At 67.2% G+C, this 12773-nt stretch carries 10 protein-coding genes and 1 pseudogene; 7 read left to right on the forward strand and 4 right to left on the reverse strand.

All coding sequences use genetic code 11. From position 1 onward, the window contains the following. Positions 1–66: 66 nt before the first annotated feature. The 3 genes from P5P27_RS18495 to P5P27_RS18505 all read left to right on the forward strand — a co-directional run bounded on the left by P5P27_RS18495 (position 67) and on the right by P5P27_RS18505 (position 4586). Positions 67–864 carry a family 1 encapsulin nanocompartment shell protein gene (locus tag P5P27_RS18495; RefSeq protein ID WP_006896896.1) on the forward strand — a complete coding sequence of 266 codons (798 nt, stop codon included), beginning with the start codon at positions 67–69 and terminating at the stop codon, positions 862–864. Positions 865–927: 63 nt separating this feature from the next. After that, on the forward strand, positions 928–2661 hold the full coding sequence (locus tag P5P27_RS18500; protein ID WP_006896897.1) for an ABC transporter ATP-binding protein: 1734 nt from the start codon (positions 928–930) through the stop codon (positions 2659–2661). After that, positions 2658–4586, forward strand: a complete 1929-nt coding sequence (locus P5P27_RS18505) for an ABC transporter ATP-binding protein (protein WP_278125470.1) — start codon at positions 2658–2660, stop codon at positions 4584–4586. The genes P5P27_RS18500 and P5P27_RS18505 overlap by 4 nt, the downstream gene beginning before the upstream one ends. 56 nt (positions 4587–4642) lie before the next feature. On the opposite strand, the gene rnhA is transcribed toward P5P27_RS18505, so the two are convergent. Beyond that, positions 4643–5104 carry a ribonuclease HI gene (gene rnhA / locus P5P27_RS18510; protein ID WP_062367223.1) on the reverse strand — a complete coding sequence of 154 codons (462 nt, stop codon included), beginning with the start codon at positions 5102–5104 and terminating at the stop codon, positions 4643–4645. 32 nt (positions 5105–5136) lie between these two features. On the opposite strand from rnhA, the gene P5P27_RS18515 reads away from it, so the two are divergent. Both P5P27_RS18515 and P5P27_RS18520 read left to right on the forward strand, forming a co-directional pair. After that, the gene (locus P5P27_RS18515) at positions 5137–5682 is read left to right on the forward strand and encodes a DUF1697 domain-containing protein (RefSeq protein WP_062367221.1); all 546 of its coding nucleotides are present in this window, start codon (positions 5137–5139) and stop codon (positions 5680–5682) included. A gap of 42 nt (positions 5683–5724) precedes the next feature. After that, the gene (locus tag P5P27_RS18520; protein WP_278125473.1) at positions 5725–6078 is read left to right on the forward strand and encodes a YidH family protein; all 354 of its coding nucleotides are present in this window, start codon (positions 5725–5727) and stop codon (positions 6076–6078) included. A gap of 43 nt (positions 6079–6121) precedes the next feature. Here P5P27_RS18520 and P5P27_RS18525 read toward each other — a convergent pair whose 3' ends face one another. Then, positions 6122–8131, reverse strand: coding sequence for a YhgE/Pip domain-containing protein (locus tag P5P27_RS18525; RefSeq protein ID WP_006896903.1), 2010 nt, complete (start codon positions 8129–8131; stop codon positions 6122–6124). Continuing rightward, the gene (locus P5P27_RS18530; protein WP_006896904.1) at positions 8131–8856 is read right to left on the reverse strand and encodes a hypothetical protein; all 726 of its coding nucleotides are present in this window, start codon (positions 8854–8856) and stop codon (positions 8131–8133) included. The genes P5P27_RS18525 and P5P27_RS18530 overlap by 1 nt, the downstream gene beginning before the upstream one ends. Before the next feature lie 215 nt (positions 8857–9071). Between P5P27_RS18530 and P5P27_RS18535 the strand changes: the two are divergent. Beyond that, a pseudogene (locus tag P5P27_RS18535) lies at positions 9072–10553 on the forward strand (HNH endonuclease signature motif containing protein). A gap of 35 nt (positions 10554–10588) precedes the next feature. On the opposite strand, the gene P5P27_RS18540 reads toward P5P27_RS18535, so the two are convergent. After that, positions 10589–11458, reverse strand: a complete 870-nt coding sequence (locus P5P27_RS18540) for an SDR family NAD(P)-dependent oxidoreductase (protein ID WP_045538555.1) — start codon at positions 11456–11458, stop codon at positions 10589–10591. Between the two features lie 402 nt (positions 11459–11860). On the opposite strand from P5P27_RS18540, the gene P5P27_RS18545 reads away from it, so the two are divergent. Next, positions 11861–12751, forward strand: coding sequence for a universal stress protein (locus P5P27_RS18545; protein WP_006896908.1), 891 nt, complete (start codon positions 11861–11863; stop codon positions 12749–12751). The last annotated feature ends 22 nt before the right edge of the window (positions 12752–12773 follow it).

Here is a 12773-nt window from a genome sequence, read left to right on the forward strand (position 1 = left end):
AGTCACAGTTCCCACAGTCCCAGTTCCCTCCGACCACCGCACGACCACACCGAGTTAGGAAACACGATGAACAATCTGCACCGCGAACTCGCTCCCATCTCCGCCGCTGCGTGGGCCGAGATCGAGGAGGAGGCGTCCCGTTCGTTCAAGCGGAACATCGCCGGTCGTCGTCTCGTCGACGTGAAGGGTCCGCTGGGACTGGACGTCGACTCCGTCACCCGCGGGCACCGCACCAAGATCGACTCGCCGGCCGACGGGATCACCGCCTTCCTGCGCCACACTCAGCCGCTGGTGGAGTTCAAGGTGCCGTTCACCGTCACCCGGGAGGCGATCGACAACGTCGACCGCGGCGCCTCCGATTCCGATTGGGACCCCGTGGTTCGCGCCGCGCGCGAACTGGCTCTGGCCGAGGACCGCGCGATCTTCGAGGGTTACGCGGCCGCCAAGATCAACGGCATCGCCCACGAGTCCGGCGTGAACTCGATCGCGCTGCCCGACGACGTCCGCGATTACCCGGAGGCCATCAGCCAGGCGATCAGCAAGCTGCGTCTGGAGTCGGTCGACGGACCGTACTCGCTCGCGCTCTCGGCGGAGCACTACACGCAGGTGAACGAGACCTCCGATCACGGCAACCCGGTGCGCGACCACTTGCGCCGGATCCTGGTCGACGGCGAGATCGTCTGGGCGCCGGCCATCTCCAGCGGCTTCCTGCTGAGCACCCGGGGTGGCGACTTCGAACTGTCGATCGGTCAGGACGTGTCGATCGGCTACGACTCGCACGACGCCGACACGGTGAACCTCTATTTCTTCGAGTCCTTCACGTACCTGACATACACCCCGGAGGCTGCGGTCGCGCTCACGTAGCGCCGCACGGGCGGCGCGCGAATCCCGATCGCGCGTGTCACACACCGCACGTAATGTGGACCCGTGCTCATTCGCCTACTGCGGACGTATGTCCTCCGTTATCGTGGCGCGGTCGTCGCGGTGGTCTGCCTCCAGCTGGTGGCGACCGCCGCGATGCTGTATCTGCCCACCCTGAACGCCGACATCATCGACATCGGCGTCGCCAACGGCGACACCGGCTACATCCTCTCCACCGGAGGCTGGATGCTGCTGGTGTCGCTCGCGCAGATCGCGGGTTCGGTGGCCGCGATGTACTTCGGCTCGCGGGCCGCGCTCGGCGGCGGCCGCGACATCCGGCACGATCTGCTCCACCGGGTGAACGGATTCTCCACCCGAGAAGTCGGCAGGTTCGGTGCCCCCTCGCTCATCACCCGCACCACCAACGATGTGCAGCAGGTACAGCTGCTGGCGGTCATGGCGATGTCGATCCTGGTGACGGCTCCGATCATGGGCATCGGCGGCATCGTGATGGGCGTACGGGTGGCAGCGCCCATCTCATGGGTGCTGGTGGTGGCCGTCCCGGTTCTCGGGATCACGATGGGCCTCATCATCTCGCGCATGATCCCCGGGTTCCGCGCGATGCAGACGCGCATCGACAACGTCAACCGCATCATGCGCGAGCAGGTCACCGGCATTCGCGTGGTGCGTGCCTTCGTCCGTGAACAGCACGAGACCGAACGCTTCGGCAGCGCGAACGACGACCTCGCCGAGGCGTCCCTCCGCGTCGGCCGCATGATGGCGCTGATGTTCCCGTCCGTCATGCTCATCACCAACCTGACGCTGGTCGCGGTGCTCTGGTTCGGCGCGCACGCGGTCAACGACGGATCGGTGGAGATCGGCGCGCTCACCGCCATGATCAGCTACGTCATGCAGATCATGATGTCGGTGATGATGGCCTCGTTCCTCGCGATGATGGCGCCTCGGGCGGGCGTCTGCGCCGACCGCATCTGCGAGGTCCTCGACACCGAGACCACCGTGACCGCGCCGGCCGCCCCGCAACCGATCGTCGGCGATCCGGCCGTCCTGCGCCTCGACGACGTCGAATTCCGTTACCCGGGCGCCGACGAGCCCGTGCTCAGCGGGATCAGCTTCCAGACCGCGCCCGGCACCACCACCGCCGTCGTCGGATCGACGGGATCGGGCAAGACCACCTTGATCAACCTCCTGCCGCGGATGCTGGACGTGACCGGCGGATCCATCACGATCGGCGGCACCGACCTGCGCGACGCCGACCCCGACGCACTGCGCAGGCACTTCGGTCTCGTCCCCCAGCGCCCCTACCTCTTCTCCGGCACCATCGCGAGCAACCTCCGGAACGGCAAACCGGATGCCACCGAGGACGAGATGTGGGAGGCCCTGACGATCGCGCAGGCCGCCGATTTCGTCCGCGCCATGCCCGACGGTCTCGACACTCCGGTCGCACAGGGCGGTACCACGGTCTCCGGCGGTCAGCGTCAGCGGCTGGCGATCGCGCGAGCACTCATCCGGAAGCCGTCGATCTACCTGTTCGACGACTCGTTCTCGGCGCTCGATCTCACCACCGACTCGCGTCTGCGCGAGGCCCTGGTGCCCGCCACCCGCGATGCGGCGCTGGTCGTCGTCGCACAGCGCATCTCGACGATCACCGCCGCCGACCAGATCGTGGTCCTCGACCGCGGAACGATCGTCGGTCTGGGCACCCACACCGAGTTGCTGCAGTCGTGTCCCACCTACGCTGAGATCGCGGAGTCTCAGCTGTCGATCGGAGCAGGCGCATGACCCGCGGCGGACCTCCCGGAGCCGCTCCCACGCTGGAGAAGGCCAAGTCGTTCAAACCGTCGCTGAAGCGCCTCGTTCGTCGTCTCGGTGATCATCGAGGAAAGATGCTCGTGGTCCTGGGCTCCATCGTGGGATCCGTCGCATTGACCGCGTACGCCCCGCGGGTGCTCGGCGACGCCACCGACGAACTCTTCGCCGGTGTGGTGGGGGCGCGGCTGCCGTCGGGCATCTCGAAGGAGCAGGCTGTCGAAGGCCTGCGCGCCAAGGGCCAGAACACCTTCGCCGACATGGTCTCGTCGATGGACGTGATCCCCGGCCACGGAGTCGATTTCACCGCCGTCGGCCGGATTCTGGCGACCGTGCTGGCCCTGTACGCGGCCTCGGCGGTGCTCGGCTGGCTCGGTGCCTATCTGCTGAACAAGGTCGTCGTCGGAACCGTGACGAAGCTGCGAGCCGAGGTGGAGAGCAAGATCCACCGACTTCCGCTGTCGTTCTACGATGCCTCGGCGCGCGGCGATCTGCTCAGCCGCGTCACCAACGACCTCGACAACCTGTCGCAGTCGTTGCAGCAGACCATCAGCCAGCTGCTCAACTCCCTGCTGATGGTGGTCGCGATTCTGATCATGATGCTGACGATCTCGCCGCTGCTGTCGCTGATCGCGATCGCGACCGTTCCGGTCGCGGCGATCGCCACCGCACTGATCGCCAAGCGGTCCAAGCCGCACTTCGTGGGTCAATGGACCAGTACCGGCGCCCTCAACGCGCAGATCGAAGAGGCCTTCACCGGCCACGAACTGGTCACCGCCTTCGGCAGGCGAGCCGAGGTCGAACGCGTCTTCGACGACCGGAACGAGAAGCTCTTCGCCTCGTCGTGGCGCGCTCAGTTCATCTCCGGCATCGTCATGCCGACGATCATGTTCCTCGGGAACCTGAACTACGTGGCGGTGGCGGTGGTCGGCGGTCTGCGCATCGCTTCCGGACAGCTCAGCCTGGGCGAGGTGCAGGCGTTCATCCAGTACTCGCGCCAGTTCACCCAGCCGCTCACCCAGATCGGCTCGATGTTCAACCTCATGCAGAGCGGCGTCGCCTCCGCCGAACGCATCTTCGACGTTCTCGACGAGGACGAGGAGCAGCCGGATCCGACAGCGCCCAAGACTCCCGCGGTGGACGAGGGACACATCGTCTTCGACGACGTCTCGTTCCGCTACCGCGCGGACCAGCCGCTGATCGAGAACCTCTCACTCGAGGCCAAGCCGGGCGACATGATCGCGATCGTCGGACCGACCGGTGCCGGCAAGACGACCCTGGTGAACCTCATCATGCGGTTCTACGAGATAGACGGCGGAACCATCTTCGTCGACGGTGTGGACTCGTCCGAGATGACCCGCGATGAACTGCGGGAGCGCACCGGCATGGTGCTGCAGGACTCGTGGCTGTTCGGCGGCACGATCTACGACAACATCGCCTACGGCGATCCCGCCGCCAGCCGTGAGGACGTCATGGAGGCGGCCTGGATCAGCCACGTCGATCACTTCGTCCGCACCCTGCCGGACGGGTACGACACCGTGATCGACGACGAGGGCGGCGGAGTGAGCGCGGGTGAGCGTCAGCTGATCACCATCGCGCGCGCCTTCCTCGCCAAGCCGACGATCCTCATTCTCGACGAGGCCACCAGTTCGGTCGACACCCGCACAGAACTGCTCATCGGCAAGGCGATGGCGAATCTCCGCAAGGACCGCACGAGCTTCGTGATAGCGCATCGGCTCTCGACCATCCGCAACGCGGACCTTATCGTGGTGATGGAGAACGGGCAGATCGTCGAACAGGGCGACCACGAGTCGCTGCTGGAGCGTCGTGGCGCGTACTTCCGGCTGTACAACGCCCAGTTCTCGGCGCCGATCGAGGATGTGGACGCTCCCGTGTGAGCGCTCTCGTCGTTCTTCGTTCCCTCGTGTGGTGCGGTGAGGTGCGGGGTCCTGTCCTAGCCGTCCCGCAGCCTTCGGGCCGCACTCGTGGCCAGGGTGTCGGCGATCTCGTTGTACTTGTCGCCGGCGTGGCCCTTCACCCAGCGCCACTCGACGGTGTGCACGTCCTCGGCGGCGATGAGCTCCTGCCACAGGTCGGCGTTCTTGACCGGTTGTTTGCTCGCCGTCTTCCAGCCATTGCGCTGCCAGCCCGCGACCCACTTCGTGATCCCGTTCCGGACGTAGCTGGAGTCGGTGTAAAGGATCACGGTCGACGGTCGCTTCAGCGCACGGAGCGCCTCGATCGCCGCGGTCAGCTCCATCCGATTGTTGGTGGTGTCGGCCTCGCCGCCGGAGATCTCCTTCTCGATGTCGCCGTAGCGCAGGATCGCTCCCCAGCCCCCGGGGCCCGGGTTTCCGAGGCACGCACCATCAGTCGAGATCTCCACTATCTTCGAAGTGGTTCCGGCGTCGCTCATGACGTCCAACGCTACCGGGTGAGGAGATCCGAATGGCCGCTGGCCGCATCGTTCTGATCCGCGCCGTGAACGTCGGCGGCGCCAAGCTGCCGATGGCGCGCCTGCGCGAGATCGCCACCGCACTCGGTGCCGACGACGTCAGCACGTACATCGCCTCCGGCAATCTCCTGTGCACACCGCCGGGAGATCCCGAGGGGTTTGACCGCGCCCTGGAGCAGGCGATCTCCGACGAATTCGGGTACTTCCGGGAAGCCATCGGCCGCACCCCCGACGAGATGTCCCGAGCACTGGCCGACTATCCGTTCGGCGACCCGCCGCACGGACTCATCTACTTCCTCACCGGAGTACCCGATCCGGACGCCGCCGCCGAGTTCTGCGCCCGCGACTTCGGGAACGGCGAACGCATGCGAGTGATCGGCAGGGATCTTCACATCGACTATCCCGCGCCCGCCGGCGTGGGCAATTCCAAGCTGACGCCCGCGCGCATCGCCAAAGGGCTCGGTGTCACCGGCACCGGACGTAATCTTCGGACGACGGCGAAGCTGATCGAACTCGCACAGCAGACGTCAAGACAGTGACATCACGACCACGACGTCACGGAATGATGAACCGGCACCGCTATGACTGAGCAGGATCGAACCCCCTCGCCGCCGCCCCCGGGCGCCACCGACGCACGCTTCACCCTCGCCGCGGAACGGACCATGCTCGCATGGCTCCGTACCGCGCTCGGACTCATCGCGGCCGGCGTCGCGGTCCTGCACATCGTGGACGACTTCGGGGTCACCGGTTCCAAGACCGCCCTGGGCGTCTCGCTCGTCGTCCTCGGCGCACTGGCAGCCCTGACCGGTGCGTGGCGGTGGCAGCGGGTCAACCACGTCCTCGACAACGGCGGACAGATGCCCGGTCCCGCCGCGGTGTGGGCACTCACGGTCGCCATGGTCGCGATCGCCGCGGGCTTCGTCATCTTCGTCTAGCACGCGCGAGGACTCCGCGCGTCCCCGGAAGCCGGAGGCCCACTCAGACTTCGATCGGCGGATACAACTGCGTCATGGTGTACTGCCGGTTGCGTCTGGCCGCCCAGGAACTGATCGCGAGCGACACCACCGTCACCCCGGCCAGGACCGCCACGGACACCCACAGCCGGTGATCCATGCCGCCGCTGACGACCTGGCGGAGACCGGTGACGGCGTAGCCCATGGGGTCGTAGGGGTGGAACCATTGAGCCGGTGTCGCTGTGGTCTCAACCGGATAGATGCCGCCCGACGCGACGATCTGGACCATCAGGAACGCCAGCGACACCACCCGGCCGACGGCCGCTCCCAGGACCGCGTTGAACATCTGGATCATCGCCAGGAAGGTGACCGACACCAAAAGCATGAAACCGACCATGCCCAGCGGATGGAAGGCGTCGAGTCCGACCGCGAAGTGCGCGACCACGAACATGACCACGACCTGCGCGACGGCGATCAGCACTGCCGGCCAGTACGACGCGAGGACCGATCGCAGACCGCCGAGGCCGCCGATCACCGGCCGCGACTGCAGCGGCTTCAGCATCATCCAGATGATGATGGCGCCGATGAACATCGCCAACGACAGGAAGAAGGGCGCGAAGCCGGTGCCGAAGGTGGGCGCGCGATTCTCGGTGAACGTGCTCAGCGCGACCGGCTGCGACAGATTCGACGCGGTCTTGAGCCGCTGCTCGGTGCCGCCGAAGTTCGGGATCTGCTTCACCCCGTCGGCGAGCCCGCTCGACAGTTCGTCGGCACCCGAGGACAGTTCGGTGGTGCCGTCGGCCAGTCGACCGGCCCCGGTCGCCAGGCGTTCACTGCCGTCGGTGAGCTGGATGAGTCCGCTGTGCAGTTGCGCCGCACCGGTTTTCAGCTGTCCGGCACCGTCACGCAGTTCGCCCACCTTGCTCGCCAGACCGCCGTTCTCGAGCATCGCCAAGGTGCTGCGCAACGGTGAGTTCGCGTCCCCGAGCTGGGCCGACAGGGCGTCGGACTGTTTCGCCAACCGATTCACGGTCGCGGTGGTCGACGGCGTCACACCCTGGGTTCGGAGGAAGTCCTGAACCGGCGCGAGCCCGTTCGCGAGGGCGCGCATGTTGGGGTCGGAACTGTTGCGGAGAGCGGTGGCGACCTGTGAGACGGCTTTCTCCGCCTGCGATTGTCCGGCACCGGCAGCGCTGATCAGGTCGAGCACGCCGGAGAGGTCCGACGACAGTTTCGCGGCGTCGTTCGCGTACGCAGAGGGCTTCACCCCCGACGACTGCACGCTGTTGAGCAATCCGAGCAGTGGTGTGGTGGCCGCGTCGATCCCGTTCGCGAGTTGTGCCGTCCCCGCGGCGAGTTCGGCGGAGCCGTCCCGGGCGGTGACCATGTTGGTCGCGAGTTCGCGTGATCCCGAGGCCAGTTCGTGTGCGCCGGAGTTCGCCGTGTGCAGTCCGTCGGCGAGTTGCGCCGATCCGTCCGCCGCCTTCTCGATGCCCTTGCCCGCCGTGGTGAGTCCGACCAGCACCTGGTCCACCGCCTGCTGGCCGACCTTGTCGTTGATCGCCTGGGTCACCTGCGCCGCGGCGTTCTGCCCGATGATGCCCGCTAGGTAGTTGTTGGCGTCGTTGAAGGTGAACTCGATCTTCGCCTTGTGCGGATTCGGTGTGGTCGCCGACGTGATCGCCGACGTGAAATCGTGCGGGATGGTGATGGTGAAGTAGTAGTCTCCGTGGGCCAGGCCCGTGGCCGCCTCATCGGCGTTCACTTCGTGCAGGTCGAGCTGTCCGGAGGTCAGCAGCTGGTCTGCGACCTGATCGCCCGCGTTGATCTCGAACGCGCCCGATTTCACGCCCTGGTCCTCGTTCACCAGTGCCACCGGGACCTTCGAGACCTCGTCGAACGGATTCCAGAACACCCACAGGTACATCGCACCGTAGAGCAGCGGCATGAGGATGATCGTGACGATGGCGATGCGCGGCATCGCCCCCTTCGAGTAGCGCTTCAGCTCGGTGCCCAGCGACATTCCCGCCAGCATCAGATCTCCCCCTCGGAGTCGGCGCCTGCGGGCGCGTGGAAAGTCTCTCTCGGCAGCATCGACGGAACGTCGATCAACGCCCGGTACCCGAGTGCGGGATCGATGCGGTTCACCGTGGTCGTGACGACCGTCTGTCCGGTTCCCAGCTCGGCCAGACGGGAGATCAGGATGCGCTGATCGTCGTCGCTGGACACCTGGTCGATGTTGCCGACCACCAGCAACGGGAGCCGCCGGGTGTTGGCCAGGGCGACGCGCAGCAGCAGGCCGTCGAGTTCGGAGAGCTCCTCGACGTATGCGGTGAGATCCGGCAACGGCAGGTCGCCGAACACCGGACGGCAGATCCGCTCCAGATCCTGTTCGGTCGATCTCCGGATCAGCCGGTACCACGGCGCGTCCCACCGCATCTTCTCGGTCAGCAGGTCGACCACTCGGACCGAGGCGTACACGTCGTCGAGGGCGGCGACCCCCGCGAGCGAGGCGACCTTGAAGATCGCTCGCGCGGACGTGCGGCCGAGCACGTCGAGCCGCCCGGTCTTGGCTTTCATCCGGCCGGCGATCGTCATCTGCAGCGCCGTGCGTCCGGGACCCGGCTCGGCGCGCAATACGGTGAGCCCGCCCATCGGGATGTCGAGGTCGAGGGGACCGTACACCTGTCCCCACGGGCCCTTCTGGGCGATTCCGCGCGCGACGACGGCCATGGCGGCCGTCTCGGGGTAGTCAGTCATGAACCAGGAGCGTAGTCGGATGGCAGCACTTCGCAGGTCTCCACACTCACGCGAGTGTGCAAACACACGTTATCAGATGGTGCTGTGGCGAGGGCCACGCGATGCAGTGGTCCGTGCATACGCAGGTCAGGCCGTTTTGTCGTAGGGCCGGGATAGTGTTCACCCATACCGACGATCACACAGTCGTCGAGCACCACGGGGAGGCGGTGAGCAGGATGGATGCACAGTCGTCGCTGGTGTTGCCGGAGGACCCGGCCGCGCTAGCCGCGGTCATCGAAGCCGCTACGACCCGGCTCGCCGCCGCTCGCTTCGCCGCCGTGACCGAACGCGAGTTGCTGGAGACCGCCGACCCTCGAGCACGTGCATCGCCGGCTGGACGGGGTAGACGCGGCCCTGCTGGTGGAAGTCTCCGACCGCGGCGCCTACCGCAAAGACGGCTTCCTGTCACTGCATCAATACCTGTCGTCGGGGCTTCACCTCGGCGACGGTGAAGCCCGTCGTCGGCGGACCTCTGTCGCGGCGATCGGCCGATTCACCGGCATGCAAGGCCAAACTCTCACGCCGGCGTGTCCGGCCACGGCCGAGGCGGTCAATGCCGGAGCCATCGGTACCGCGCATGTGCTGGAGATCGACGCGATCATGGACAAGATCCCCGCCGCCGTCGACACTCAGACCCGCAAACTCGCCGAAGTCCAGTTGGCTTCGGTGGCCCGGGAGCTGACCCCGGAAGGAGTCCGCACCGCCGGACACCGACTCCTGGCCCATCTCGACCCGGACGGGTCACTCACTGACGAGCGGGACCGCAAACGCCGGCGGAAGTTCGCGCTCATGCCGCAGGACCGGCAGCTGATGAGCAAAGTCACCGCCTCCCTGACCCCGGCTCTGCGGGCCAAGTTGGAGGTAACGCTCGAGTCTTGGGCCGCGCCCGGCATGAACAACCCCGCCGACCCCGACTCCCCATGCGGCGCACGCGAGGCAGCCGACCCAGCAGCGCTCGCCGCGGCCGCCGAGCGCGATGATCGCACCGCCGGGCAACGCGGCCACGACGCGCTCGTCGCCCTGCTGGATGCTGAGCGGGCGTTCACCGCCGCAGGCACCACCGGCGGTGGGCGGCTGTCGTCGCAGCTGGTCATCACCGTCACCGACAAAGAACTCCGCGAACACGCCGGAATCGCACTCACCGCGACCGGAACAAGGTTGCCGGTGGCCGAGCTGGTCGAGGCGGCATCCGGCGCGACGCCGCATCTGGCGGTGTTCTCCCACGCCAGGGTCAGCCGCTCTACCTGGGTCGGGGACGGCGCCTCGCCTCGAAGGCTCAACGTCTGATGCTGTTCGCCCGCGACCGCGGCTGCACCGCACCCGGCTGCACGGCGCCGTTCGCGCGAACAGAAGCCCATCATTTCCCGGATTCCGCCGACGGCGGCCCGACGAACATCGATCACCTCGGCGCCGCGTGCGGACGGCATAATCGGTCGGTCGGCAAGATGCTCGGCGACTGGGAGACCATGATCCTGAACGACGGCCCGCACGCCGGACGCGTCGCCTGGCGTCCGATCACGACTGGCCACGGGCGGAAAGCGTGGCGGGTCAACCACATTCACCACGCGGAGCTGCTCCCCGATCAGGGTCCACACGCCCCGCCCGGACCGGAGGACTCCCGCATCGATGGCTACCTGGCCCGCCTCACCGCCGCCTGACGCTACTGCCCCGCCGACGTCGTGACGGGGACAGCTCACTCGAACAGATCGAGCAGCGAGGTCTCGCTCTCGGACCCCACCACACCGAGCGGCTTCGCCGAGCTGTCGTCGAGGATCTCCTCGAGATGATCCTTCACGTCCTCCGGAGTGATCTCCGTGTTCGTGTAGCCGTCGTTCATCGCGAGCGAGAAGCGCTGGATCAGTCCGCCCTGCGCAAGGATCGTCTCTCCGCTGATGCTGCACTCCTCGTGCGCGAGGTAGGCGACTACCGGCGACACCATCGCTGTCGTGTAGTTGGCTTTGAGGTTCTCTTTCAGCGCATCCGGCAGATCCGCCTCGGACGCCATCCGGGTGTACGCGGTCGGGGCGATCGCGTTGACGCGGACTCCGGACTTGAGCGCCGCGATCGACACCGTCCGGGTGAAGACGTACACGGCCCCCTTCGACGCCACGTAGGCGCTCTCGCCCTCCCAGCCCGACAGCGTCGGCGAGCAGGTGTTGACCACCCGACCGCTGTTCGCCACCAGGTGCGGCCATGCCGCCGCGGTGACGGCGACGGTTCCGAGGAAGTTGATCTCCATGTGCCGCCTGATCGAGTCGACCGCCGTGGGGCCGAACGGGGACGGGCTGTCCACGCCCGCGTTGTTCACCACGATGTCGAGCCGCCCGAAGGCGTCGACCGCCGCGTTCACGACCGCCTCCGCGTCCTTGGTGATGTCGCCCGTCGCCACTGCCGCGCGTCCGCCCGCCGCGGTGATCGCGGAGACGGCCTCCTGCGCCGCAGCCGAATCGAGGTCGTTGATCACCACAGCGGCTCCCCGCTCGGCGAGCAGTTCTGCGTGCGACCGTCCGAGGCCGCGACCGGCACCCGTGATCAGTGCGACTTTGCCGTCGAATCTCAGCATTGGTAATCCTCCCAATCGGATGAGATCTTCGCCGGAACGCCGCTGGTCGTGCGTCCGCGCATACGGCACCATTCTTCAAGAGACCGACCGCACCGGATTGTCCAAGAAATTGGACACTTCTCGGACACTCGAAGCCCGGCCGGTCGGCTCACCTCGAGTTCGACAGACCTCGGAAGACCTTCATCGTGTCGCCGGCCGGCGCCTGCGCGGTCACCGCGTAGAACACCAGGACGATCTGTCTCCACGCGCCAGCTGATTCCTGACCCGACGTTCGCTGCGACGGCACCGCCCCAGCCAATCGGCCGTCAGTAGAGTCGAAGCGAGACGACGTCAAGCTGCTGAGTCGTCCGAGCACCGCCGCAGCCCCCGGCGGAGGTGGAGAATAGAGGAGAGGATGTCGAGATGTCGTCAGCCGATGCCCCCGTCGTAGTCGCCGTCGACGGTTCCGTCGAGGCCCTGAACGCCGCACGTTGGGCCGCACTGGCCGCCGCTCGCCTGCACCGCGACCTGCACATCGTCAGTGCCGTCCACCCGTTCAGCCCACAGTTCAGCTTCGCCGGCCTCTCCGCGGAAGACGCCGCCATCCGTGCCGCCCGGGCATTCGCCGAGACCGCGACGCAGACCGCGACCGACCTCGCGGCGGAGGTCGCGCCTGACGTCACCGCTCATCGGCACATCGTCGAGGGCAGGGCCGCGCTGGTCCTGCGCGATGCTTCGACGCGGGCGCACCTGCTGGTCGTCGGACGCCGCGGCCTCGGCGGAGTCCAAGGGCTGCTGATGGGCTCGGTGAGCACCGACATCACCGCGCACGCGAACTGCCCGGTGGTCGTCGTGCCCGGCAGGGACGACGCGGTGGACGACCGCCCCGGCACCGGGCCCGTCGTGGTCGGCGTCGACGACTCCCCACTGTCGGAGGCGGTCATCGCGCACGGTTTCGATCAAGCCGCGTCGCTGGGCACCTCGCTGACCGCAGTGCATGCCTACGGCGGACTGACCGGCGAGGAGTTCTACGACGACCCCAGCGTCTTGGAGCGCGCCCGTACGGAAGCCGACGAGACGCTGGCAGAGCATCTGGCCGCCTACGCCGACGATTTCCCCGGCGTCGAGACCACCACCGTGATCACCGCCGGCACCCCCGCCGATGAGATCAACCGGATTGCAGCGGATGCTCAGCTGGTGGTGATCGGCAGCCGCGGTCACGGAGGCTTCCGCGGTCTCCTCCTCGGCTCGACGAGTCAGGCGGTCCTGCAGGTGGCGGGATGCCCGGTGATGGTCGTTCACGAAGACCGCTGATCGCACACTGATCTCGGGCCAG

Origin of the sequence: Gordonia sihwensis, from assembly GCF_029632925.1 — a bacterium.
Classification (GTDB): domain Bacteria; phylum Actinomycetota; class Actinomycetes; order Mycobacteriales; family Mycobacteriaceae; genus Gordonia; species Gordonia sihwensis.